The sequence below is a fragment of the Streptococcus sp. HMSC070B10 genome (assembly GCF_001808665.1).
In the GTDB taxonomy this organism is placed as follows: domain Bacteria; phylum Bacillota; class Bacilli; order Lactobacillales; family Streptococcaceae; genus Streptococcus.
Genome location: NZ_KV794214.1, coordinates 280,143 through 305,617 on the forward strand (window position 1 = coordinate 280,143; position 25,475 = coordinate 305,617).

At 43.1% G+C, this 25,475-nt stretch carries 24 protein-coding genes and 2 pseudogenes; 7 read left to right on the forward strand and 19 right to left on the reverse strand.

All coding sequences use genetic code 11. The features are described from left to right. The 12 genes and pseudogenes from HMPREF2613_RS11840 to HMPREF2613_RS11895 form a co-directional block, all read right to left on the reverse strand. Positions 1-457: pseudogene (locus HMPREF2613_RS11840) on the reverse strand (Rgg/GadR/MutR family transcriptional regulator); the annotation flags it as partial. Between the two features lie 129 nt (positions 458-586). Next, positions 587-1,279: a methionine ABC transporter permease gene (locus HMPREF2613_RS08970; protein WP_000444647.1), complete on the reverse strand. Its 693-nt coding sequence runs from the start codon at positions 1,277-1,279 to the stop codon at positions 587-589. A gap of 1 nt (position 1,280) precedes the next feature. Next, positions 1,281-2,342: a methionine ABC transporter ATP-binding protein gene (locus tag HMPREF2613_RS08975; RefSeq protein ID WP_070480074.1), complete on the reverse strand. Its 1,062-nt coding sequence runs from the start codon at positions 2,340-2,342 to the stop codon at positions 1,281-1,283. Continuing rightward, positions 2,335-3,708 (reverse strand): M20 family metallopeptidase, encoded by a 1,374-nt coding sequence (locus HMPREF2613_RS08980; protein WP_070480075.1) that lies wholly within the window; start codon positions 3,706-3,708, stop codon positions 2,335-2,337. Before HMPREF2613_RS08980 ends, HMPREF2613_RS08975 begins: the two co-directional genes overlap by 8 nt. 99 nt (positions 3,709-3,807) lie before the next feature. Then, positions 3,808-4,662 carry a MetQ/NlpA family ABC transporter substrate-binding protein gene (locus HMPREF2613_RS08985; protein WP_070480076.1) on the reverse strand — a complete coding sequence of 285 codons (855 nt, stop codon included), beginning with the start codon at positions 4,660-4,662 and terminating at the stop codon, positions 3,808-3,810. Between the two features lie 153 nt (positions 4,663-4,815). Then, positions 4,816-5,646: an amino acid ABC transporter substrate-binding protein gene (locus tag HMPREF2613_RS08990; protein ID WP_070480077.1), complete on the reverse strand. Its 831-nt coding sequence runs from the start codon at positions 5,644-5,646 to the stop codon at positions 4,816-4,818. A gap of 209 nt (positions 5,647-5,855) precedes the next feature. Continuing rightward, positions 5,856-6,179, reverse strand: coding sequence for an AzlD domain-containing protein (locus tag HMPREF2613_RS08995; protein WP_070480078.1), 324 nt, complete (start codon positions 6,177-6,179; stop codon positions 5,856-5,858). Next, positions 6,169-6,864: an AzlC family ABC transporter permease gene (locus HMPREF2613_RS09000; RefSeq protein ID WP_083279258.1), complete on the reverse strand. Its 696-nt coding sequence runs from the start codon at positions 6,862-6,864 to the stop codon at positions 6,169-6,171. Before HMPREF2613_RS09000 ends, HMPREF2613_RS08995 begins: the two co-directional genes overlap by 11 nt. Positions 6,865-7,088: 224 nt before the next feature. Next, entirely contained in the window at positions 7,089-8,099 is a 1,011-nt protein-coding gene (gene tsaD, locus HMPREF2613_RS09005) for a tRNA (adenosine(37)-N6)-threonylcarbamoyltransferase complex transferase subunit TsaD (RefSeq protein WP_070480079.1), read from the reverse strand. Beyond that, complete coding sequence (rimI, locus tag HMPREF2613_RS09010; RefSeq protein WP_070480080.1) at positions 8,089-8,526, reverse strand: ribosomal protein S18-alanine N-acetyltransferase; 438 nt, start codon at positions 8,524-8,526, stop codon at positions 8,089-8,091. The genes tsaD and rimI overlap by 11 nt, the downstream gene beginning before the upstream one ends. Then, on the reverse strand, positions 8,523-9,206 hold the full coding sequence (gene tsaB, locus HMPREF2613_RS09015; RefSeq protein ID WP_000865703.1) for a tRNA (adenosine(37)-N6)-threonylcarbamoyltransferase complex dimerization subunit type 1 TsaB: 684 nt from the start codon (positions 9,204-9,206) through the stop codon (positions 8,523-8,525). The genes rimI and tsaB overlap by 4 nt, the downstream gene beginning before the upstream one ends. Before the next feature lie 104 nt (positions 9,207-9,310). After that, a pseudogene (locus HMPREF2613_RS11895) lies at positions 9,311-9,523 on the reverse strand (hypothetical protein). 1,001 nt (positions 9,524-10,524) lie between these two features. On the opposite strand from HMPREF2613_RS11895, the gene HMPREF2613_RS09020 reads away from it, so the two are divergent. Together HMPREF2613_RS09020 and rnjA are read left to right on the forward strand one after the other, a co-directional pair. After that, positions 10,525-10,758 (forward strand): DNA-dependent RNA polymerase subunit epsilon, encoded by a 234-nt coding sequence (locus tag HMPREF2613_RS09020; protein ID WP_000639572.1) that lies wholly within the window; start codon positions 10,525-10,527, stop codon positions 10,756-10,758. Position 10,759: 1 nt separating this feature from the next. After that, positions 10,760-12,439, forward strand: a complete 1,680-nt coding sequence (gene rnjA, locus HMPREF2613_RS09025; RefSeq protein ID WP_000331983.1) for a ribonuclease J1 — start codon at positions 10,760-10,762, stop codon at positions 12,437-12,439. A 188-nt stretch (positions 12,440-12,627) separates the two neighbouring features. Here the strand turns inward: rnjA and mnmG are convergent, their stop codons facing one another. From mnmG to mnmA, 4 genes are all read right to left on the reverse strand, one after another. Continuing rightward, positions 12,628-14,541 (reverse strand): tRNA uridine-5-carboxymethylaminomethyl(34) synthesis enzyme MnmG, encoded by a 1,914-nt coding sequence (mnmG, locus tag HMPREF2613_RS09035; RefSeq protein ID WP_070480081.1) that lies wholly within the window; start codon positions 14,539-14,541, stop codon positions 12,628-12,630. Beyond that, complete coding sequence (locus tag HMPREF2613_RS09040) at positions 14,531-14,962, reverse strand: NUDIX hydrolase (protein WP_070480082.1); 432 nt, start codon at positions 14,960-14,962, stop codon at positions 14,531-14,533. Before HMPREF2613_RS09040 ends, mnmG begins: the two co-directional genes overlap by 11 nt. 8 nt (positions 14,963-14,970) lie before the next feature. Continuing rightward, entirely contained in the window at positions 14,971-15,426 is a 456-nt protein-coding gene (locus HMPREF2613_RS09045; RefSeq protein WP_070480083.1) for an NUDIX hydrolase, read from the reverse strand. Between the two features lie 140 nt (positions 15,427-15,566). Beyond that, on the reverse strand, positions 15,567-16,688 hold the full coding sequence (gene mnmA / locus HMPREF2613_RS09050; RefSeq protein ID WP_001282944.1) for a tRNA 2-thiouridine(34) synthase MnmA: 1,122 nt from the start codon (positions 16,686-16,688) through the stop codon (positions 15,567-15,569). Between the two features lie 301 nt (positions 16,689-16,989). On the opposite strand from mnmA, the gene HMPREF2613_RS09055 reads away from it, so the two are divergent. Continuing rightward, a complete protein-coding gene (locus HMPREF2613_RS09055) occupies positions 16,990-17,865 on the forward strand; it encodes a hypothetical protein (protein ID WP_070480084.1) in 876 nt (291 codons plus the stop codon). 87 nt (positions 17,866-17,952) lie between these two features. On the opposite strand, the gene HMPREF2613_RS09060 is transcribed toward HMPREF2613_RS09055, so the two are convergent. Continuing rightward, positions 17,953-18,603, reverse strand: a complete 651-nt coding sequence (locus tag HMPREF2613_RS09060) for an aggregation-promoting factor (RefSeq protein WP_070480085.1) — start codon at positions 18,601-18,603, stop codon at positions 17,953-17,955. Positions 18,604-18,842: 239 nt separating this feature from the next. Between HMPREF2613_RS09060 and sdaAB the strand changes: the two genes are divergently transcribed. From sdaAB to HMPREF2613_RS09075, 3 genes are read left to right on the forward strand one after another with little or no spacing between them, the layout of a single operon-like run. Next, a complete protein-coding gene (gene sdaAB, locus HMPREF2613_RS09065) occupies positions 18,843-19,514 on the forward strand; it encodes an L-serine ammonia-lyase, iron-sulfur-dependent subunit beta (protein ID WP_000838912.1) in 672 nt (223 codons plus the stop codon). Between the two features lie 8 nt (positions 19,515-19,522). After that, complete coding sequence (sdaAA, locus tag HMPREF2613_RS09070) at positions 19,523-20,395, forward strand: L-serine ammonia-lyase, iron-sulfur-dependent, subunit alpha (RefSeq protein WP_049509903.1); 873 nt, start codon at positions 19,523-19,525, stop codon at positions 20,393-20,395. A 21-nt stretch (positions 20,396-20,416) separates the two neighbouring features. After that, on the forward strand, positions 20,417-21,049 hold the full coding sequence (locus HMPREF2613_RS09075; protein ID WP_070480086.1) for an HAD family hydrolase: 633 nt from the start codon (positions 20,417-20,419) through the stop codon (positions 21,047-21,049). 227 nt (positions 21,050-21,276) lie between these two features. Here HMPREF2613_RS09075 and HMPREF2613_RS09080 read toward each other — a convergent pair whose 3' ends face one another. Together HMPREF2613_RS09080 and HMPREF2613_RS09085 are read right to left on the reverse strand one after the other, a co-directional pair. Then, the gene (locus HMPREF2613_RS09080) at positions 21,277-23,127 is read right to left on the reverse strand and encodes a polysaccharide biosynthesis protein (protein ID WP_070480087.1); all 1,851 of its coding nucleotides are present in this window, start codon (positions 23,125-23,127) and stop codon (positions 21,277-21,279) included. Between the two features lie 85 nt (positions 23,128-23,212). After that, a complete protein-coding gene (locus HMPREF2613_RS09085; protein ID WP_001291454.1) occupies positions 23,213-24,043 on the reverse strand; it encodes a glycosyltransferase in 831 nt (276 codons plus the stop codon). A gap of 154 nt (positions 24,044-24,197) precedes the next feature. On the opposite strand from HMPREF2613_RS09085, the gene HMPREF2613_RS09090 reads away from it, so the two are divergent. Further along, positions 24,198-25,364 carry a CynX/NimT family MFS transporter gene (locus HMPREF2613_RS09090; RefSeq protein WP_024057315.1) on the forward strand — a complete coding sequence of 389 codons (1,167 nt, stop codon included), beginning with the start codon at positions 24,198-24,200 and terminating at the stop codon, positions 25,362-25,364. Positions 25,365-25,475 lie beyond the last annotated feature (111 nt).

Consider the following 25,475-nt stretch of genomic DNA (forward strand, 5'->3'; position numbering starts at 1 on the left):
CATAATTTCCCCAGATATCAATAGTAAAAAAATAGTCATAGAGAAAAGTCAGTTCTTCATCCGTTGCCCTTATTTCTGAATCAAAAAACACGAGAAGGCTTTTGATACGAATCATTTGTAAGAGATAGCTTTTTTTAGCACTTGATCTGTACTTTTTAGTCGTCTCTTCATACAAGGATTGGAGAGAATCAATCCCTTCTCTGTCATATAGATCCCAGAGATTTTCTTGAAAAGCCAGGACCTTTTTCTGAGAAAAACCACGTACCAAGTACATAAATTCATTCAAATCAGAGTGGATGTTATCTACGGCAGTAATCAATTTCATAGAGGATAAATCTGCTTCTCCACGCTCAAATTTGCTCAGCATGGAATAAGTAAACTCTCCTCCTGTCGCCTCCTGTAGGGATACATTCCGACTCTTTCTCAATTCTTTAAAAACTTCTCCCAGATTTTGCATATCGACTCCCCACAATTCTTAACTCTCTAACTCGTAAAAGTAACGACTGATAGTAGCTAGTATAGAGAACTTTAAGTCTTGACTGTACCTCAAACTCCTATGAATGATGTATAAATTGCCCAGCTCTTTTTATTTATGACTCAATTTCTTGGTCAAGAAATCTCCCAAGAATTGGATTGCAAAGATAATCAAAATGATAATGATGGTTGCCAAGATGGTCACATCATGATTGTAGCGGTTAAATCCATAAGCGATGGCTACGTTACCGATACCACCAGCTCCAACCGCACCGGCCATGGCTGTTTCACCAACAAGTGAAATCAAGGTCACAGTCGTCACACGAATCAAATCTGGAAGACCTTCTGATAGATAAACACCTACGATATCCCAGAATGTCGCCCCGCTCGCTTGAGCCGCCTCAATGACACCGCCATCCAGCTCAGCCAAGACAACCTGCACCTGACGGGCAAAGAAGGCAAAGACCGCAAAAGATAGGGGTACAATAGCCGCATTTGGCCCGATACTTGTCCCTACGATTAGGTGTGAGAAGGGTGACAAGACTGCCAAGAGAATGATAAATGGCACCGCACGGAAAATAGAGGTAATCTTGTCTAAAATCCAGAAGACGACCTTATTTTCCAAGACACCACCCGGCGCTGTCAAGACAAGGAAAAGACCCGCCACTAGACCCAAGAAACCTCCGATGATGAAGGAAAGAACTGTCATATAGAGGGTTAGGTAGATGGCTGTTCCCCAGCCTGCCTGACCAGCCCAGCCCATCTTATAGACATTTGGCAAATAGGTTTGAATCAATGATTCCATCTTACTGTCCTCCCTTCAATACTTTTAGCTGTACGCCTGCTTGACGAATGGCTTCTTGGGCACCTGCCAACGCTGCTTTTTCACCTGACAAGACCACCACCAATTCTCCAACAGGAGTACCATCGAGGATTTCGATATTTCCATAGAGGATATTAGCTGTTACTTGGTAATGCTTGTACAATTCATTCAAAAGTGGCTCGTCTGTTGAAGCACCCGCATACTTGAGCTGCACCAAGAGACTGTTTTCTGACAGATGTTCCACGATTTCTTGCTTCTCAATTTTGACCATAGCTTCATCAATGCCTGTGGCTGTTGAGATAAAGTCTTGAGTCAAAGGCTGTTTAGGATCTGAGAAGATTTCAAGGACGCTGCCCTCTTCAATCAAATGCCCATCCTGCATGACTGCCACACGATTGGCAATGTCTTTGACAATCTGCATTTCATGCGTAATCAAGACAACAGTCAAGCCTAATTTTTGGTTCAAATCTTGCAACAAGGCCAAAATCTGCTTGGTTGTCTTAGGATCAAGGGCAGAAGTTGACTCATCTGAAATCAAGATTTTTGGATCATTTGCCAAGGCACGCGCAATGGCTACACGCTGTTTTTGCCCTCCAGATAGTTGTGAAGGGTAGTTTTCAGCACGGTCTGCCAAGCCAACCAAGTCCAACAACTTGGCTACTTTAGCCTTCTTTTCTTCCTTGCTGAGTCCAGAATGTTTGAGGGCAAAGACTACATTCTCCTCTGCTGTCTTTTGGCTCATCAGGTTAAAATGCTGGAAAATCATCCCAATATCTTGACGTTTACGACGCAACTGTTCTGCCGTCAAAGTCACCTTGCCATCAAAAATCACATCATCGTCAATGGTGATTTTCCCTGCAGATGGTTTTTGCAAGAGATTAATCACCCGTACAAGGGTTGATTTCCCTGCTCCAGAATATCCAACGATTCCGTAGATATCCCCTTCTTGGATGTGAATAGTCACATCCTTGACCGCTGTGATGGTTCTCTTCTTCTGATGAAAAGTCACATCGATCTGATCTAACTTGATAATATCTCTACTCATAGCTTCTAATCAGCTCCTCTACTAATTCAATATGGGTGTAATAATCGGCGATTCGCACGTTCTCATCTCCACCGTGGTCTCGACTATTGGCATTTCCTAAACCGAAGGCCACCATTGGCACCTCTAGGGCATCAAAGACTGTATGCATAGGCCCTGTCCCAGCTGTAGTCGGCAAGACTGAAACGCCCTGTGGATAGAATTTCTTAGCCAACTCGATTACATTGAGAATGGCTGGCGCGCTCATATCGCTTCGATAGCTCATCTCTCCCAAGGTATAGTATAATTCTACCTTATCAAAGCCATTTTTGTCTAGCTGTTTCCGAATTTTTTCCAGAACATCATGCGGTTCTAGACCAGGAACCAAACGAACTTCTAACTTAGCACTAGCTTCTGCTGGCAAAATCGTTTTAACTCCTAGTCCTTGGTAGCCTGACTGAATCCCTTCGATATTAAGGGCTGGCTCAAAAAAGAATCGTTTTAGAAAGGCTGCGCGGTCCTCTTGTAAAAGAGGCAATTCCAAACCATAAATCTGGCTGATTTCCCCTGGATTGCGTTGAGCATAGGTATCCACCAAGGCCAATTCTCGTTCATTTGGTTCTTGAACTTCTTCGTACAAACCTTCAACCAAGATACGACCATCTGCTGCACGAAGAGACTGTAGGGCTTGAAGGAGGTACCAGGGAGCTGACTCCACAACCCCACCATAACTAGAGTGGATATCCACATCCGCACTTTTTACCTTGGCATCAAAGGTCACAATTCCTTTATTTCCACCAGAAATTTCCAGCTGTTCCAAAGCATTTTTGGTTCCTTGTTCCCAGACCAACAAATCTGCACCACGGAGTTTATCCGCATGCTTTTCTAGATACTTATCTAGGTCTGTCGAAGCGGATTCCTCCGCTCCCTCCATGATAAAACTGATATTGACAGGCAGGTCATCATGGTGTTGCATGTATTTTCTCAAAGCACTCAAACGAGCTGTGATATGACCCTTGTCATCGTCAACCCCACGCCCATACATGAAGCCATTGCGCACCGAAAGCGTAAAGGGATCCTCTGTCCACACCTGATCCCCGTCCGCTGGCACAGTGTCATAGTGGTTATAGAAAATTAGGGTCTTGGCATCTGGACGCGAACTCTTGAAATGCGCCATGACAAAGGGCGCCGTATAAGTCTCATCAATCTCCACTTCAGCTCCAACACGCTTGAAAATTTCACCCAGATAGTTGGCAACTTCTTTGAGACCCACCTGTTGGGCAAAGACCGACTTCTTAGAAATCAAGGTACGCAAAACCTCAAAATAATGCTGGGCTACATGATCCTTTTCAAATTTTTCAATCTGTTCTTGTTCGCTAGGAAAAACCATATTCTCTCTACCTTTCTATGAACCTATAGTCTTCTTTACAATCCATGCTCTATACAAAAGCAAGAGGTGGAATTTTCTCTCCCACCTCCCTGTTTCTTATTACCAAACTGGTTGATCCAAACCGTCTGATGTTTCTTCGATAACTTTTTTCACGTCATCTGTGTGGTAAGCTGCAACAACTTTCTTGATAGCATCAGCTTTTGGTGATGTTTCCCAATCTTTTTTCGCAACGATGATGTTGTACCATTGTTTTGAATTTTCATCAGCTTGTTCTTTGAAAAGTGCTTTCTTGTAGTCCAATTTTGCTTCTGTAACGAAGGTATTGTTTACAACGGCAGCGTCAACTGATGACAATGAACGAGCTGTTTGGCTAGCATCCAATTCAGTAATTTTCAAGTTCTTTGGATTTTCTTTGATGTTAGCAACTGTTGCAAGAGCAGTTCCTGAAACGTCCAATTTAATCAAGCCAGCTGATTGAAGCAAGTAAAGCGCACGGCTTTCGTTTGTAGCATCGTTTGGTACAGCGATTTCTCCGTTTGCTGGGATGTCTTCTACTTTAGTGTACTTGTTGTCACTTCCATTCAAACCTGAGTAAAGGCGAATTGGAGAGATGTAAGTATCAGCAATCGCTACAAGGTCTTTTCCGTTTTCTTTGTTCCAGTTGTTCAAGAAGTTATAGTGTTGGAAAGCGTTCAAGTCTACTTCGCCATCAGCAGTTGCCTTGTTTGGTTGTGAGTAGTCTGTGAACTCTGTAAATTCCAAAGTAATACCGTCTTTTTTAACTAATTCTTGAACTTTATCCCAACGAGCTTCTTCAGAACCGCTACGGTTAACAGTTGCGATTTTGATAGTTGTTGCATTGTCTGCTTTCTTTTCTGAGTTTCCGCAAGCTGCAAGAGTCAAACCTGCGACTGTAGCAAGGGCTGCTACACCAAGCCATTTTTTGATTTTCATGATTCTTTCTCCTTAAAAATAATACCGTACTAGTATCTCACAATTTGTTTGATTTCACAAATTGTTATTAGATAGCCAGATATATAGTTTAAAACTATATCCCTAAAAACTGAGAAATCACCCATCTTATTCAGAATGGATGATTTCAAGAAATTATTTAATATCAGCTTCTGCTGGTAGATAAGTGTCTCCGAAGAATTGTTTAGACAATTTTTCAAGAGTTCCGTCTTTGTAGAGTTCTTGGATACGTTTGTCTACAAATGTTTTCAACTCATCTTGACCTTTAGCAAGAAGTGGGTAAACATAAGGTTGTTGGTCGCTTGGAAGTTCGATCACTTTCAAGTTGTCCAAACCTTGGTCCTTGATGACTGTTTCAACACCGATTTTATCAAAAATCTTGTAGTCAAACTGGCCATCGCTCAAGCGTCCCATGATTTGTTGGAAGTCTGCTTTAGTATACTTTAGGACAGTTGGATTATCTGAATGTTGTTTGTTGTAGTCTTCTAGCTGTTTAGCAGAAGTTGTCCCTTGAACAACTTCTGTTGATTTTCCACCGATATCATCAAGCGATTTGATGCTAGGGTCATCTTTTTTCACTACAAGAACGTTAGGGTTTTTAGCAGTTGGAGCTGCATAAAGGTATTTTTCAGCACGTTCTTTAGTGTAGCTGATGTTGCTAACAGCCATATTGTAACGGTCGGCATCAAGTCCTGCAAAGACTCCTGACCACTCTGTCTTCTCAAACTTGACATCATACTTGTCAGAGTCTTTAAAGATAGCGCGAACCACTTCAATTTCGTAACCAGTCAATTCGCCATTTTCTTCATAGTTGAATGGTTTTGGTGTAGCATTAGTTGCAACGATAATTTCTTTCTTGCTAGTTGCTTCTCCTTCTTTCTTAGCACCACCTGAGCAAGCTGCTAGAACACCTGCAGCAACAAGCCCTAGGGCAGCAAGAGATGAGTATTTAACGATTTTTTTCATATCATTTCCTCCAAAATAGAATACCTTATAATTTTAACAGAAAAAGAGAATTTACGCCATTATATGATATCTATCTCTGTGATAGGTTTTCTTTATGGCTGATTTATACTCAATGAAAATCAAAGAGCAAACTAGGAAGCTAGCCGCAGGTTGTACTTGAGTACGGTAAGGCGACGCTGACGTGGTTTGAATTTGATTTTCGAAGAGTATTAAAAGACCAAACGCAAGACTGCAATTAAGACCACTCCAAAGAGAACTGTTCCGACAAGATTGCGGTAGCGAAAGGCTACCCAAGCTGTTGGAAAGACTGCTAAGAAGTCCAGCCATTTGATTTGAGGAAGGCTGCCAATCTTACCTGTCACTACGCTTGAAAGAATCAAGGCAAAGATAATAGAAACAGGCAAGAACTTCAAAAAACGCTCAACGATCGCAGGCAAGCCCTTATACTTGACCAAGATGAAGGGAATCATACGGGGAATCCAAGTCACTAAGCCAGAGAAAATAACTGCTAATAAAAGATACTTACTGACCATCTAACACCACCCCCATTGTACAACCAAGTAGCGTCGCAAACAGAACAGCTAGCGACTGAGACACCACTGTCAAGAGTAAAAAGAAAGACACCGCAACAACTGCTAGGATAATGAGCAGATTGCGGACAGGAATCCGTCTTTGCATAATCTGGAATTGCGAAGAAAAAATACCAATAAACATCCCAACCAGGGCAAAATCTAAACCAAAGATTTCTGGATTTGGCAGTAGGCCACCCAGAGCCGTTCCGACTACTGTCCCCACAAACCAAGCCACATAGCTATTGAGATTGTTTCCGTGCATCCACATAGGATTGACCTTGTCTGTATGGGCCAATTCGCCCATCAAAACGCCATAGGTTTCATCTGTCAAAAGGCTAGACATACCGATATTTTGCCAGAGACTAGTATGACGAAAATAGGTCGACGCATGCAAACTCAACAAAAAGAGACGCAAATTAATCAAAAAGACCGTCATAGCAATAGCTGCTACAGGCGCTTGAACCGCAATCAAGGCCAACATAGCAAACTGGGCACTCCCAGCATAAACAAAGAGGCTCATCAAGCCCATCTCAACAGGTGTCACATAGGGCGCACCGATAATCCCACAGGCAAGGCCAATACTGACATAACCAAGGGCTGTTGGCATAGCTGCCTGCGCCCCCTCCCAAAATCCTTTTTCTTTCATATTTCTCCTCATATTGTCTTAATAATACTCAATGAAAATCAAAGAGCAAACTAGGAAACTAGCCGCAGGTTGTACTTGAGTACCGCAAGGCGAAGCTGACGTAGTTTGAAGAGATTTTCGAAGAGTATAAGTAGGCTGAAAAGGCTCCAGCCACAGCATGGACTATTATAACACATTCAGGAAAGAGAAAAAAGTCTGCTGATTGTAATCAGACAGACTCCATTTTATTCCATCGTATCAAAAGCGAGGCTTGGCTTGGCATTGAGATCCAAGCCTGCGAAGTTTTCTTTATTCCACTCGCTGACGCTGGCATAGGCAATCATGCCTGCATTGTCTCCGCAGAGGCGAAGTGGGGGGATAATGACCTTGACATCTGTGATTTCGGCTGCTAGGCGTTCTCTGAGACCTTTATTGGCTGCCACACCACCTGCCACGACTAAGGTTTTAACAGGGTATTTCTCCAAAGCCTTCTTGGTTTTTGCCATAAGAATGTCCATAACTGCTGCTTGGAAGGAAGCACACAAGTCCTCTGTAGACAAACTTTCTCCCTTTTGCTCGGCATTATGATGCAGATTGATAAAGGCCGATTTCAAACCTGAGAATGAAAACTCCAGATTATCTTCCTTAATCATGGCACGAGGGAAATCATAAATATCCTGTCCCTGATGAGCTAGCTCGTCAATCTCACGACCAGCAGGATAGGTCAAACCCATGACACGGCCAACCTTATCATAGGCCTCACCAACCGCGTCATCTCGCGTTTCCCCAACAATCTTGTAGTCACCAGCCTCCGAAACATAAACCAACTCTGTGTGCCCACCGCTAACCAAGAGGGCTAGCAAGGGAAACTCCAAAGGCTCCACACTCTGAGCGGCCATGAGGTGGCCAGCCATGTGGTTAACGGGAATCAGCGGAAGCCCATGTGCCCAAGCAAAAGCCTTGGCAGCTGACAAACCAACTAGTAAGGCTCCGACCAAGCCCGGTCCATAGGTAACCGCCACAGCTGTTACGTCCTCTTCGGTAATTCCTGCTTCTGCTAGAGCCTCCTCGATACAGGCTGTAATGACCTCGACATGGTGACGACTAGCTACTTCTGGCACTACGCCCCCAAAACGTTTGTGGCTCTCGATTTGACTAGCAATGACATTGGACAAGAGCTGGTCGTCGTTTTTTAAGACAGCGACACTGGTCTCATCACAGGATGTCTCAAATGCTAAAATATATCTATCCTTCATCTATTTCTCTCTTCATGATGATGGCGTCCTCGACTGGGTCATGGTAGTAGGCCTTTCGCTCAGCGATGACTGCCATCTTTTCTTTCTTGTAAAATGCTTGCGCTCTTTGATTTGACTTTCTAACTTCGAGAAAAATCTCCTTGTATGTCGGCAATTGAGCAAACAAGGTCGAGGCAATCCCCTGACCCTGATAGGCTCCTTTAACAGCGATTTGCAGGACTTCTGCCTCAAAGATATTTTCCTGCACAGCTAGAAAGCCAATCACTTCTGCCCCATCATAAGCCAGAGCATACCAAGTCTGGTCTTGGGACAGGTCTGCTTGGATTTGTTCCAGAGTCCAAGGACTGACTGGGTAAACAGTTACCATGACAGCGTAGATGGCTTGAGCCAAGTCAGGCTGTTGTTGGATTCGTTTGATTTCTATCATAGGCGTTTAATGTAAGACTCGCCAGACTCGGTGTGATTCTTGAGCCAGTTTTCCTCAGCCTCAACACGTTTGAGGTAGTTCGGCACAAAATCATGCAAGGAGTCTGCTTCCTTGTCCCAAGCCAAAAGAGCAAGATTAGCTGCATTTGGCAGGGTTTCTTTGTAATTAGTCCTTGGCAAGTGTTCTTGAATCTGCTCCACAAAGGGGGCAACTTCTCCGACAAAGGTAACCTGACTAGCCCCCTTGATTAACTCAATCACTCGCTCAAAGGGTAAGTGCGCTTCTGGCATGACAGACTTAGCATTTTCATAAAATCCTGCATAAACATTGTTGCGACGCGCATCCATCAAAGGAACGAACAAACCTTCTTGTTGGTAGGGCACCAAAGCCAAGAGGCTAGACATACCAACCAACTCAATGTTCAGAGTATGAGCAAGTGTCTTAGCAGTTGCTACCGCAATTCGCAAACCTGTGTAGCTACCTGGCCCTTCCGCCACCACGATTCGGTCCAAATCCTTGGGCGTCCAATCCAAACTTGCCATCAAAAAATCAATGGCTGGCATGAGGGTAATACTGTGATTTTTCTTGATATTAATCGTCGTCTCGGCAAGAACCTGCTTGTCCTCTAAAATAGCGAGAGAAAGAGCCTTGCTGGACGTATCAAAAGCTAATACTTTCATAACACATTCCTATCTTTTTGTCTGCTTACTATTATACTACAAAAGCTGGCACATGGGAATTTTCTTTATCCCCAAACAAAAATGCCCCAGCATGAGCAGGGCATCTAAGCATTTAATCCAAAGTAAAATACAAACCAAACGACATAGGTTACGAGGAGGAGAAAAAGCGAGTAGAGCATCACAAAAGCAAGCTTCTAAAGGAATTTTTTTTGCGGTGTCCCAGATATACAAACAGAGCATTCCCTCTTAGACACAGGCTACAAAGACTATAAACACCAAGAGGCCAACCCTATCGCAAATTCAAACAAACTAAACATTCTTAATCCTACTTTTGGTATTCCTATTTTTATATAAACTGTTGACTATGTTGGTCTATCAATGTTAAAATGTAATTCAACACTGGTAGGAAAATCAGGTTGAGTCGTTGACTCTTCGGGTTGCGGTGCTATCCCTGAAACTTTGGTTTCTAAAGAACTGGAATTGCGATTGAACAATTCGCCCCCAGTGTTCGACAGCTCTTGACTTCGGTCAGGAGCTTTTTGATGCTTTTAAAGTTGATTCCCTCAGTAAGTTATAGTAAAATATAAATATTGAGAGGATAACGTAGAGCGACTGGTAACAGAGCGTTCAAAGGTACCAACTTCTGGTACGGGTGTGGGACTGCCTTCAGCTTTGAGCTGTAAAGACCCCTGACTACCATTGGTCCTCTCTTTTTGCTTACTCTTAAATTAAGTGCTTGTCTTTGCCTTTTAGTAAGCACTCCACTCCATCTTGCTATTTCTACATCGTTATACTTATAGATTGACTTCTTAACCTCATAGATGATAGAATTAAGTAAAGGTTGAGATTTGGTCCGACTTGGTGACAAGTCTTTCAAAGGTTGTGATTCAATCACTTCAGGTAATGGTGCTGCCCCTTGAGCTTGCTCAGAAAGATCCCTTAATTTTGTCTCAGCCTTTTTATTTGCTCTTGAGATTTCTCAAGAGCTTTTTCTTTTTTCAAAGATATCATTCTGTCCCAACCATCTACACCAACGATTAATGAAACTAGAACTATATTCTCCCTTAAATCTACTATCTCTTTAGATTTCCCCTTTAATTATAACACCTAAGCGCTCTCCGAACGAATCCTATCTATCTTTTGCTCCCTCTTCCCCTCCCGACTTTCTCGTTTCCGTCTTTTACTAATTTTTCATTTTGTGGTATAATTGAAATAATTGTAACGAATCAAGGTCAATTTAGACACAAAATGGAATGAAATCAAGCAAATCTCTGCTAAAAGTTTGGAATAAGCTGACCTGTAAATAGAAAGGAACTATATGATTTACAAAGTTTTTTATCAAGAAACAAAAGAACGTAGCCCACGCCGTGAAACAACACGCGCACTTTACCTAGACATCGATGCCAGCTCAGAACTTGAGGGCCGTATCGCTGCTCGCCAACTTGTCGAAGAAAATCGCCCAGAGTACAATATCGAGTATATCGAACTCTTGTCTGATAAATTGCTAGATTACGAAAAAGAAACTGGCGCCTTCGAAATTACGGAGTTCTAATATGGCCTACACTCTTAAACCTGAAGAAGTCGGCGTTTTTGCCATCGGTGGTCTGGGAGAAATCGGGAAAAACACATACGGGATTGAATACCAAGATGAGATTATCATCGTCGATGCTGGGATTAAATTCCCAGAAGATGACTTGCTGGGTATCGACTATGTCATTCCTGACTACTCTTACATCGTGGACAATATCGACCGCGTCAAGGCTGTCTTAATCACACACGGACACGAGGACCACATCGGTGGGATTCCATTCCTGCTCAAGCAAGCAAATGTCCCGATCTATGCTGGACCGCTTGCCCTGGCTTTAATCCGTGGAAAACTCGAAGAACACGGCCTCCTGCGCAACGCCAAACTTTACGAAATCAACCACAACACTGAGTTGACCTTTAAAAATCTCAAGGCAACTTTCTTTAGAACTACTCACTCTATTCCAGAGCCTTTGGGGATTGTCATTCATACTCCTCAAGGAAAAATCGTCTGTACGGGTGACTTCAAGTTCGACTTTACTCCAGTTGGAGAACCTGCAGACTTGCACCGTATGGCTGCTCTTGGTGAAGAAGGCGTTCTCTGCTTACTTTCTGACTCGACAAATGCAGAAGTTCCAACCTTTACCAACTCTGAAAAAGTCGTTGGCCAGTCCATCATGAAGATTATCCAAGGCATCGAAGGACGTATCATCTTTGCATCCTTTGCCTCAAATATCTTCCGTCTCCAGCAAGCAACAGAAGCTGCTGTTAAGACTGGACGTAAGATTGCGGTCTTTGGTCGCTCTATGGAAAAGGCCATTGTCAACGGAATCGACCTTGGCTACATCAAAGCTCCTAAGGGAACCTTTATCGAGCCAAATGAAATCAAAGATTACCCTGCAGGCGAGGTTTTGATCCTCTGTACAGGTAGTCAGGGTGAACCGATGGCGGCCCTCTCTCGTATCGCCAATGGAACCCACCGTCAGGTACAACTCCAACCAGGCGATACGGTTATCTTCTCTTCTAGTCCGATCCCTGGAAACACTACTAGCGTCAACAAGCTGATTAACATCATTTCTGAAGCTGGTGTCGAAGTTATCCACGGTAAGGTTAACAATATCCATACATCTGGACACGGTGGTCAGCAAGAGCAAAAACTCATGCTCCGCTTGATTAAGCCAAAATACTTCATGCCTGTCCACGGTGAATACCGCATGCAAAAAGTCCACGCTGGACTAGCGGTAGATACTGGTGTTGAGAAGGACAATATCTTTATCATGAGCAATGGTGATGTGCTTGCCCTTACTGCTGACTCAGCTCGTATTGCAGGCCATTTCAACGCCCAAGATATCTATGTAGATGGAAATCGTATCGGTGAAATCGGTGCTGCTGTCCTCAAGGATCGTCGTGATCTATCTGAAGACGGTGTCGTTCTGGCAGTCGCAACCGTTGACTTCAAGTCGCAGATGATTCTGTCTGGTCCAGATATCCTCAGCCGAGGCTTTGTCTACATGAGAGAATCTGGTGACTTGATTCGCCAAAGCCAGCGCATCCTCTTCAATGCAATTCGTATCGCACTGAAAAACAAGGATGCTAGCGTGCAATCTGTCAATGGCGCCATTGTCAACGCTATTCGCCCCTTCCTCTATGAAAATACAGAACGTGAACCGATTATTATCCCAATGATCCTCACACCAGATGAAGAATAATACTCTTCGAAAATCAAATTCAAACCACGTCAGCGTCGCCTTACCGTATATATGTTACTGACTTCGTCAGTTCTATCCACACCTCAAAACAGTGTTTTGAGCAACCCTGCGGCTAGCTTCCTAGTTTGCTCTTTGATTTTCATTGAGTACAAGTCAACAAAACAGCCCCGTCTTCGGAGCTGTTTTTTCTATGCTTTCTTTTCTTGATTTTTAGAAATACTACGATTTTTACCTTCAAGATACACCATAAGAATGGAGATATCTGCTGGGTTAACACCAGAGATACGGCTAGCTTGGCCGATGGTTTCTGGATTGATGAGTTTGAACTTCTGACGGGCTTCGGTCGCGATAGAATCAATGTCATCCCAATCAATATTGGCTGGAATGCGTTTTTCTTCCATGCGTTTCATCTTGGCAACCTGATCCATAGCTTTTGAGATGTAACCCTCGTATTTGATTTCTGTTTCAATCAATTCGATAATCTTGTCATCCAAGTCCTCTGCTGCTGGTCCGATAAAAGCCACCACATCTTGATAAGAAACTTCTGGACGGCGAAGGAATTCCTTGGCTGTCACTGCATCGGTCAACGGCTTGAAGCCCATTGCCTCAACCTTGGCATTGGTTTCCTTGACTGGCTTGAGTTTGATACTGTCGAGACGCTTCATCTCATTGTCAAATTGATTTTTCTTAATCTCAAATCGAGCCCAACGTTCATCATCCACAAGTCCAATCTCGCGTCCCATCTCTGTCAGACGCATATCAGCGTTGTCATGACGGAGGATGAGACGGTACTCAGCACGACTTGTCAATAGACGGTAGGGTTCAATGGTTCCCTTGGTCACCAAGTCATCAATCATCACCCCGATATAACCATCACTACGCTTCAAAATCAACTCAGGCTTGCCTTGGATTTTCAGAGCCGCATTGATACCCGCGATAATCCCTTGCCCAGCAGCTTCTTCGTAACCTGACGTTCCATTTGTCTGACCAGCAGTGAAAAGTCCTGAGATTTTCTTGGTTTCCAGTGTCGCACGCAACTGATGAGGCAAGACCATATCATACTCAATGGCATAACCTGTTCGCATCATCTCTGCATTTTCCAAACCTTTGATAGAATGAACAAGTTCACGTTGCACATCCTCAGGCAGACTGGTTGAAAGTCCTTGAACATAGACTTCCTCTGTATTGCGCCCTTCTGGCTCAAGGAAGAGTTGGTGGCGCTCCTTATCTGCAAAGCGTACAATCTTGTCCTCAATCGACGGACAGTAACGAGGCCCCACTCCCTTGACCACACCTGTAAACATAGGCGCACGGTGGAGGTTGTTTTGGATAATCTCATGACTGGTACCATTGGTATAGGTCAACCAGCATGGCACCTGATCCTTGACATAATCCTCATCACGTGAAGTATAAGAGAAGTGATTAGGCGCTTCGTCTCCTGGCTGAATCTCTGTCACATCGTAGTTGATAGAAGAAGCCTTGACACGTGGAGGGGTTCCCGTCTTGAAACGACCAATTTCGAGTCCCAATTCCTTGAGATTGTCAGCTAGGTTAATCGAAGCTAGGCTGTGGTTTGGTCCTGATGAGTACTTGAGATCTCCGATGATGATTTCCCCACGGAGAGCAGTCCCTGTCGTCACAATAACAGCCTTGGCAGCATATTCTTGATGGGTCGCTGTGCGTACACCGACAACCTTTCCATCTTCGACCAAGATCTCATCAATCATGGTTTGACGAAGGGTCAGATTCTCTTGATTTTCAACTGTCTTGCGCATTTCCTTAGAGTAAAGCTCCTTGTCAGCCTGCGCACGAAGGGCACGGACAGCTGGCCCCTTCCCTGTGTTAAGCATCTTCATTTGGATGTATGTCTTGTCAATGGTTTTGGCTATCTCGCCACCGAGGGCATCAACTTCACGTACAACAATCCCTTTGGCAGAACCACCGATAGAGGGGTTACAAGGCATGAAGGCCAGCATTTCAATGTTGATGGTCGCAAGCAAGACCTTACACCCCATACGGCTAGCGGCCAAGGAAGCCTCGACCCCAGCGTGTCCCGCACCAATTACAATAATATCGTATTCTTCAGTAAAATTATAAGTCATTTCTTAACCTTTCAAAAATTTCTCGTAAATAAGGAACTAACTTCTCCTCCTCTAGAGCTTGAGCCATAGTAACCCATTTAAAGTGCGTATGCTCTTCAGGATCTAATCTGATAATTGGCTTCTCCCCAACCCACTCTACTTTATAAACTAAGCGAGTAAAGACAGTATCCTTAGAGGTATCCAGTTGACTATCTTCGTGAAGAAGTTTGAGTGAACTGCTATCTAGCCTAACTCCCGCTTCTTCAATACATTCTCTAAGAGCTCCATCTCGCGGAAGTTCACCCTTTTCAACCCCGCCACCAGGAATATCCCAGTAAGTTGGATAAACATTGGGTTGTCCTCTTTTAATTTCCGAACGCTGAATGAGCAAATAATCATCACCACTATGAACAAGTACATGGGCAATAAGCTTAACCATTATTTTCTCCCCTATTCCTCAAGATGAATGTGTCTTAGTTGGCCATCCCAATCTGGTAGGGCTGTTTTTAAAAAAGCTGGAACTAGATTGATACCCTCAAGCTTGTCTATGTCAATCCATTCACAGGGCTGCCTTTTCTCATCTTCCTGCATGGTCAATGGGGCATCCTCAAGCAAGTCCACCAGATAATGAAACTCGATGTTGTGCCAATAGACACCATCTTCTTCAAAACGATTTTCAACCACAAAAGCTAGTTGCCCAGCTTGAGCTTTGACACCCAGTTCTTCCCTCACTTCACGAACTACCGCGTCCTCCGTTCTTTCATTGACTTGAATCGCACCACCGATAGTGTAATACTTGCCATTATCTTTGGTAACTAGGAGCTTGCCATTTTGGAGAATCAAGGCTGTCGCCCGAACGCCAAAAACTGTATTTTCCACTTTTGTCCGAAAATCTTGTTGAATCATTCTTGTCCTTTCCTTTAAACGACACAAAAACAGTCAAAACTCCAAAGAAGTGCAGGACAAAAAAGCCTGCAACATCCATGAGCTTTGACCATCATTTCTATTGCTTCTATTATTGTAGCAAATTGAGAAAATTTGTCAATCTAAATGTACTGACAAACTTGTCCATCGCGGTAAGCATTGTCAATCAAGCCACCACCTAGACACTCTTCCCCGTCGTAAAAGACAACTGCCTGACCTGGTGTGATGGCGCGTTGCGGTTCTGCAAAGATAACCTCTGCCTTGTCTCCTTTGACATGGACGGTCACCTTCGAATCAGGCTGACGGTAGCGGAATTTAGCCGTACATTCGAGCGTAAACTCCTCTGGCATGTCACGAGTAAAGTGAACTTGACTAGCCTCAAGGCTGGTTGACATGAGCGAATCATGGTAGAAACCTTGTCCGACATAGAGAATATTCTTACTCAGATCTTTTCCGACAACGAACCAAGGGGCATTGTCACCACCGTGTTGTCCACCGATACCAAGCCCGCCACGCTGACCAATCGTATAATACATAAGGCCTGCATGCTCGCCCATATCGCGACCATCCACAGTCATCATACGGCCAGGCTGAGCTGGCAGGTAGTTGCTGAGGAAATTTTTAAAGTTCTTTTCTCCGATAAAGCAAATCCCTGTCGAGTCTTTCTTCTTAGCAGTTGCAAGGCCTGCTTCTTCTGCTAGTCTGCGAACTTCAGGCTTTTCCAAATGTCCCAAGGGGAACATGGTTTTTTGGAGTTGTTCTTGCGACAGTTGGCTGAGGAAATAGGTTTGGTCCTTGCCATTGTCCACGCCACGAAGCATGTGAACGATGCCATCCTCATCACGCGCCACTCGGGCATAATGCCCAGTCGCTACATAGTCTGCCCCCAAGGTCATGGCATAGTCCAAAAAGGCCTTGAACTTGATTTCCTTGTTACACATAACATCTGGATTTGGCGTGCGCCCTGCACGGTATTCCGCTAAGAAATACTCAAAAACGCGGTCCCAGTACTCTTTTTCAAAGTTGACAGAGTAGTAGGGAATGCCAATCTGGTCTGCCACCGCAGCCACATCCTTGTAATCTTCGGTCGCCGTACAGACGCCGTTTTCATCTGTGTCATCCCAGTTCTTCATGAAGATACCGATCACATCGTAGCCCTGCTCCTTGAGAAGAAGAGCCGTCACCGACGAATCGACACCACCACTCATCCCCACAACAACACGTGTTTTAGAGTTATCACTCATGGTAAGTCTCCCATCTATTCGTTTATTCACGATTGAAGGTCGTGTGTGCTTTAACGATTGAAGGTCGCTTGAGCAGTATTCATTATAACATGCTTGGTTATAGAAGACAAGAAAGAGGCTGATAATCTGATATTCTATTTGATAGAAACAGAAAAATAATTAAAAAAGGGCAATGAACAGTTAAATCTCGATTCTACTTATAAACTTATTTATAAAATAAGCTAAAAATGATATACTGTAATGAGGAGGAAGTCGTACATGATCCCTTTAAGATACTACCATCCATGTACGTAGTACGATTGTGAAAAACTACAAAGATATTCTAACATCAAAAAATACTATTTTTACTATCATTATTGTTGTAGGTCTTGGACTTTTAATAGGTTTAGTCATTCATCAAGAACATATCCAAGCAGAGAGAGGGAACATCGCTCTCAGCAAACAACATAAGAATGGACAAGATGTCGAACAAGTAAAAAATGCTATTAAAAACTTCAATATTGATTCTGAAACGATTATAGAGGATTGGAAAAAAATTCAAGAATTAAAGCCGACCACTGACGAAGGCAAAAAGACATTAGCAGATTTTCTTACTTCTACGGCCGATAAAATCACTAATCATTATACTGAAAAAGCTTTAAAATTAGATATAAAGGAATCCGATAGCCAATTCGGAGATAAACAAACACTTGAAACAGCCATCACTTCCTTACAAAAAATACTAGAAATTATTAAAAGTGTCAACTCCACAAGCGAACAAGCCACTATTGATGAAAAAATAAAACCCATTCAAGAACTGATTTCAAAATTCCAAAAGCAAGTTGAAGTCTTGACCAAAAAGGAAGAAGAACAAAAGTCTAATAAAAAAGAAACAGAAACGACTAGTAACGTTGAGGGAAGAGAAAGCTATTCTTCAGAAGTAGGTAGCTACACTCCAAGCTATACTGAGTCAAATGGGTACAGATATAATTCACAAGCACCTGCAAGCGAGCAATACTCATCTGATAGTGCTAGAAGTGGGGGAAATACTGCTGTCAATACACGAGATCAAGCTACTGATACTGCAGGAACCCAAGGAGATACGAATACCAATAGTAATAATGCTGAAGTTCGCGATACCAACAGTAATAATCGCACTAATTCAGCTGGAGAAACTCCAGAATCTCGTCAGCCGTAAGCAATCTGTTATTACTACTATTTAAAAATTGTCTTTTGTCAAATAAAAGCACACAAAAAGAGCCATCAAAGGCTCTTTTTCTATTTCTTAATACCAGCCGTTGTTAAGCCAGAAGTTTTTAGCAGCAGTCCATGAACCGTAACGTCCTGCAACATAGGCATCTGCCACACGTTCTTGGTTAGCAGCTGAGTAGTCACCATTCAAGTATGAATCTGTCAATTGGTAACGTCCGATGTATTGGCCGTTTGTAGCTGTGTAGCTACCACCTGATTCTTTTTGAGCAATCCATTCTTTAGCTTCTGCTTCAGATCCGCTTACAGTTGCAGCTGGTGCTGAAGTTTCTGCTGTAGTAACAGTTTCTTCTGCCGCAGGTGCGCTTGCCACTGGAGCTGCTTCTTCTGCTACTTCTGTAGTTTCTGCTGCTGGAGCTGAAACAGTTTCATCTTGAGCAGCTGGTGCTGCATAAGTAGTTGGCGCTGGTGTTGCAGCAGGCGCTACAGGGCCATCGATAACCAACTCTTGACCAACATAAATCAAATGAATGTTGTCAATGTGGTTGTTTTCTGCCAATTTCTCAACAGTTGTGTTGTGAGTTTCAGCGATTTCTGAAAGTGTATCACCTTCTTTAACAGTGTAAGTTGATGATTCTTGAGCAGATACAAATGATGGAGCAAATACTGCAAACAAGGCAGCTACTCCTGCAAGAGTTGTTTTAATCTTTTTAGTTGTTGATTTCATATTTGAAAATTCTCCTTCTTTCTATAGTTCTATCATACCCTTTAAATATTACCGTTTCTTGACACTTTTATGTAGAAATATTACAAAATTATTTTTTATTCCCCTAAATAAGCTATTTTTTGTTACAAAAGATGCTTTTTTATGCTATTTGTAGTGTAAAAAGGTTTTCATCCACAATTAAAGCCAAGACCTTCATTCTTTGATATAATAGAGATAAGAATTTTTATAAGGGGAAACTGATGAAATCACTTCGTTTTCAATCTGTCTTTGATATCATCGGACCAGTTATGATTGGCCCATCTAGTAGTCATACCGCTGGTGCTGTTCGTATTGGGAAGATTGTCTCTTCCATTTTTGATGATACTCCGACAGAAGTCGAATTCCAACTATTTAACTCATTTGCCAAGACCTATCGTGGCCACGGGACAGACCTAGCCCTTGTTGCAGGTATTTTGGGCATGGACACAGATGATCCTGAAATCCCAAACAGCCTGGAAATTGCCCACAAACGTGGTATCAAGATTGTCTGGACCATTCAGAAAGACAGCAATGCCCCTCACCCAAACACTACTAAAATTACCGTTAAAAATGCCCACAAGACCATCAGTGTGACTGGTATTTCTATCGGTGGAGGAAATATTCAGGTAACCGAACTCAATGGCTTTGCCGTCTCTCTCAATATGAATACACCGACTATCATCATTGTTCATCAAGATATTCCAGGTATGATTGCCCTCGTAACAGAGGCTCTTTCACGCTATGGTATCAATATCGCCCAGATGAATGTTACTCGTGAAAAAGCTGGTGAAAAAGCCATTATGATTATCGAAGTTGACAGTCGCAACTGTGATGAGGCTATCGAAGAAATTCGAAAAATCCCTCATCTCCACAATGTCAATTTCTTTAAATAGGAGGAAGTATGTTTTATTCTATTAAAGAATTGGTTGAGCAAGCAGATCTGGACTTTCAAGGAAATGTCGCAGAACTCATGATTACAACAGAGTTTGAATTGACCGGCCGCGAACGTGAAGAAGTCTTCCTTCTCATGGAACGCAATCTAGAAGTCATGAAAGCCTCTGTCCAACTCGGCCTCAATGAAAATAAATCTCGTAGTGGCCTGACAGGTGGAGATGCTGCCAAATTGGATCACTACATTAAAAACGGAAAAACTCTGTCAGATTACACGATTCTCTCTGCTGCCCGAAATGCCATCGCAGTCAATGAACACAATGCTAAAATGGGCTTGGTTTGTGCCACTCCGACCGCTGGAAGTGCTGGCTGTCTGCCTTCCGTTCTCACTGCTGCGATTGAAAAATTAGACCTCAGCCACGAGCAACAGCTGGATTTCCTCTTTGCTGCGGGTGCCTTTGGACTAGTCATCGCAAACAATGCCTCTATCTCAGGTGCTGAGGGCGGTTGCCAGGCCGAAGTCGGTTCGGCCTCTGCTATGAGTGCTGCCGCCTTAACTCTAGCTGCAGGTGGGACACCTTATCAGGCCAGTCAGGCCATTGCCTTTGTCATTAAAAATATGCTAGGCCTCATCTGTGACCCTGTTGCCGGCTTGGTCGAAGTTCCCTGTGTCAAACGTAATGCCATGGGAGCTAGCTTTGCCTTCATCGCAGCAGACATGGCTTTGGCAGGTATCGAATCTAAAATCCCTGTGGATGAAGTTATCGATGCCATGTACCAAGTGGGGTCAAGCATGCCAACTGCCTTTCGTGAAACGGCTGAAGGTGGACTGGCTGCCACACCAACTGGTCGTCGCCTCCAAAAAGAAATTTTCGGAGAATAAGTTTATCAAATAGGAGAAACCATGACCTCTATCACAGCGATTTTTTTCGATCTGGATGGAACCCTCGTTGACAGTTCTATCGGGATTCACAATGCCTTTACCCATACCTTTAAGGAGCTGGGGGTACCTAGCCCTGATGCCAAAACTATTCGCGGTTTTATGGGACCACCTCTCGAAAGTAGTTTTGCGACCTGCCTTCCCAAAGAACTAATCTCTGAGGCTGTTCAGATATACCGTTCTTACTACAAGGCAAAAGGCATCCATGAAGCTCAACTCTTTCCTCAGATTGTAGACTTGCTTGAGAAGTTATCGAGCAGTTATCCACTCTATATCACCACTACAAAGAATACCCCTACCGCTCAAGATATGACTAAAAACTTGGGAATCCATCATTTCTTTGATGGCATTTATGGCTCCAGCCCTGAAGCACCTCATAAGGCAGATGTCATTCGCCAAGCCTTACAGACACATCAACTAGCACCAGAACAAGCCATCATCATCGGAGATACCAAGTTTGATATGCTTGGAGCTCAAGAAACAGGCATTCAGAAATTGGCTGTCACTTGGGGATTTGGAGAACAAGCAGATCTACTAAACTATCAGCCTGATTATATCGCTCACAAACCCTTAGAAGTTTTGAAGTATTTTCAATAATATAACGGAGACTGGGCAAATACTCAATTTCATACTCTTCGAACCACGTTAGTTTTCTCTGTAACCTCAACGCTGTGCTTTGAGTAACCTTCGGCTATCCTCCTAGTTTGCTCTTTGATTTTTATTGAGTATCAGAATAAAATGAAGCAAGTTTACACATAACAAAACGCATATTACCAAGGTTTTTCTATTCCTGATAATATGCGTTTTTTGATTGTAAATATTTTTTATTCAACGTGGGTAGTTTGATTGGCAAAGGCGATAATAGCTTGCTTCAACTCATCTCCACTAAGAGTGCAGAACTCTTCAATTTTTTGATCGATGGCTTCTAGAGGCATGACATTAACCTTACCAACGAAAATCTTATCCATAACCTGGTTATCAACCAATTCGGTCGAAACCAAGAGTTCTTCGTAAAGTTTTTCGCCTGGGCGGATTCCAACTTCAACAATTGGAATTTCGCTTTCGGTGTGTCCACTTAGAAGGACCATTTTCTTGGCCAAGTCATAAATCTTGACTGGTTTGCCCATATCAAGGATAAAGACTTCTCCATCCTTGGCATAGGCACCAGCATGGATAACCAAACGGCTAGCTTCTGGAATAGTCATAAAGTAACGGGTCATGCGGAAGTCTGTCACCGTTACAGGACCACCTTCAGCAATCTGACGTTCAAAGACTGGAATCACACTACCACGGCTACCAAGTACATTCCCAAAACGAACTGCACAGTAGGTTGATTGGCTACGTTGGTTAAAGCCAGTGACAATCAACTCAGCCACGCGCTTGGTTGCTCCCATAACATTTGGTGGATTAACCGCCTTATCTGTCGAAATCATAACCATCTTAGGTACTTTGGCTTCATCAACAGCCTTAGCAACGTTGTAAGTTCCACGGATATTGTTTTTAAAGGCTTCTTTTGGATTGCGCTCCATCATAGGAACGTGCTTATGGGCAGCCGCATGATAAACAATAGCTGGCTTGTACTGCTCAAAGACTTGCAACAAGCGGTCATAGTCTTGAATATCGGCAATAACTGGTACATAATCAATCCCTTGGAACTTGCGAATCAATTCATGATAAACAAGGTAGATTGAGTTTTCCCCATGACCGAGCAAGACGATGCGTTCAGGATTGAAGCGGCTAACTTGTCGACAGATTTCAGAACCGATTGAGCCACCAGCACCTGTAACCAAGATTGTCTTACCTGTCAGTTCTGCGCCCAGACGCGATTCATCAAGACGAATTTCCTGACGGCCCAAAAGGTCTGTGATATCAATTTTTTGGAAGCCAGTACCTGCTTGGTGAAGTCCCTGAACAACGGTTTCAACCTTAGGCATCTTGTAACATTTGACACCCAGCTTATTACACATCTGCAAGATACGTTCATATTCTGACGGGTCAAGCGACGGAATCGCAACGATAACACGCTCAATTTGATGGCGTTTGGCTAATTCAGGCAGATCATCATATGAACCCAAAACAGGGATTCCACCAAGTTTTTGGCCCTTTTTCTTAGAATCCTTGTCCAAAATACCGACAAGTTCTAATTCACTGGTTGGATGTTGGTAACTATCCATAAAGAGAGCTCCACCATCACCGGCACCAATCAAGAAGGTCCGACGGTGTTCTCCATCACCACTTCCCTTTTTGCGTTTAGAGTAGATTAACTGCCAAGTAATCCGTGGCAATAAAATCAAGAAAGTACTCAACAAGATAAAGAGCACGATAAAACGGATAGAGAAGAGGGGCAAGAAGGCATAGCAGATACTATATGACAAGATACTGCTAGCAGTCACACCAAAAAAGATTTTCATGAAATCCGTAATCTTGCTGTAACGACTAATACTAGCGTTCAACCCCCAAAATCCAATCATCAATTGATAGAACAGGAAGGCCAAACTCGTATAGATGATGTAGTCAACAGGTGCTGGATTAATCAAGCCATAGAATAAGATATAAGATACAATGATGGAAACCACCATACTCAAAATATCAAATATTCCCCAGAAAACCTGTTTTTGTTGTTTATTTAAAATTTCCACCAGATCAATCACATAATCTGTGAGTTTTTTATTCATAGAAATTTACTCCTCCTTAAAAGAGCCGAATAGTTATATTGTTATTATAACACTTTTTCTCTAGTTTATGATTTGCTACAATCTTTTACTTGCTTTTTCGTAACAGTTTCATAAAAATAAACTGTCGGACAAATCCAGGACAAAGGGCAACCACCATCTGAATGGCAACACTCTTGGCATACTCCATGTAAGAAATTTGTCCTCGCTTCAGCATGCGTTGACGAGCTTGACGATAGAGTTTGAGGTAACGCAGTCCCCCACGACGCTCAAACATTCCTGCTCCAACACGAACCTTACACAAGATTTGATCCAGATTTCCAGTCTTAGCTCCTGCAGCAATCATATTGAGCCAGAGGAGGTCATCCTCCATATAAAGCCCATCCTCATAGTTGCCTGCCTTGAGAACCATGTCCTTCTTGAACATGACAGTCATGTGGTTAAAGGCACTTCTCATCCTTTGATAAGCTACAATATCTGCATGCTGGGTTGGAACACGACGGTAAGAAACAATCTCATCAGGATTGTCAATAAACTCTGCAATATGTCCACCTAATAGGTCGAGGTTTTCCTTCTCCATTAGCTGAACCTGTTTCTCAAAACGGTCTGGAACAGCTATATCATCCGTATCCATACGAGCGATGATATCGTACTGACACTGCAAAACACCCTGTCGAAGAGCCAGACCCAAACCTTGATTATGCTCAAGAGGATAGCGTTTCACTGGAATATCAGACTCAGCTTCAAGCTGGTCTAATACCTGATAGAGCTCAGGTGTCAAAGGCCCATCCTCAACCAGAACCAATTCGCTCGGTTTCAGGGTCTGATTTTGAACACTTTCAATAGCATCCTTTAAAAATGTCGGATTTTCCTTGATATAGACCGATATCAATACGCTGATTTTTTGCTTTTCAGACACAGTTTTTCTCCAATGTATAGATTTCCTTCCACTATTTTATCATAATTTTCAAGACTTTCCCATTTTTATCTTGAAAGCCCAAAACCTTACTTGACATTATAAGGAAAAAACCTTAAAATAAGCTGTTATTAAAATCAGCTAGAAGAGGTATTATATGAAAAAGCAATCACTCTTTTTTGTTCCAGGTATTATACTAATTGGTGTTTCCTTGCGGACTCCTTTTACTGTTTTACCCATTATTTTGGGAGATATTTCGCAAGGACTGGGAGTAGAAGTTAGTTCGCTTGGTGTCTTGACCAGCCTTCCTCTCCTCATGTTTACCCTCTTCTCGCTATTTTCTACCCGACTGGCTCAAAAAATCGGCTTGGAGCATCTCTTTACCTATAGCCTTTTCTTCTTGACCATCGGTTCTCTCATTAGACTAATCAATCTGCCTCTGCTCTATCTAGGAACCTTGATGGTTGGGGCAAGTATCGCAGTCATTAATGTTCTGCTTCCTAGTCTTATCCAAGCCAATCAACCAAAGAAAATTGGTTTTCTGACTACCTTATATGTAACCTCTATGGGGATTGCAACGGCTCTGGCCTCCTATCTGGCTGTGCCTATTACACAAGCCAGTTCTTGGAAAGGACTTATCATCCTCCTCACCCTGCTCTGCCTAGCAACTTTTTTGGTCTGGCTGCCTAATCACCGCTATAATCACAGACTGGCTCCACAAACCAAACAAAAAAGCAAAACAAAGGTCATGCATAATAAACAGGTCTGGGCAGTGATTGTCTTTGCAGGTTTTCAATCCTTGCTCTTTTACACCGCTATGACCTGGCTACCTACCATGGCCATCCATGCAGGCCTATCCAGTCACGAAGCTGGCTTGCTAACCTCTATCTTCTCCCTGATTAGCATTCCTTTTTCAATGACTATCCCAAGCCTGACAACCAGCTTGTCTACTCGCAACCGTCAGCTCATGCTCACTCTGGTTTCACTGGCTGGCGTGGTCGGTATTTCCATGCTCTTTTTCCCAATCGGTAATTTCTTTTACTGGCTTGCCATCCATATCCTCATCGGAACCGCGACCAGCGCCCTCTTCCCCTATCTCATGGTCAACTTTTCACTCAAGACAAGCGCCCCTGAAAAGACTGCACAATTGTCTGGTTTATCTCAAACAGGAGGCTATATCCTAGCAGCCTTTGGGCCAACCCTCTTTGGTTACAGTTTTGACCTTTTCCACTCTTGGGTGCCAGCTGTAGCTGCCCTCTTACTCGTCGATATCCTGATGACTGTGGCCCTCTTTACAGTGGACAGAGCTGATAAAATCCTTTAAACTTCTAGTTTTGGCTAGAAGTTTTTTATATATAAAAATTTTACACATTTCTCTTGACAGGGCTTTCATTTAGATGTACAATGTATGTGTAGAAAAATTATATATAAAAAT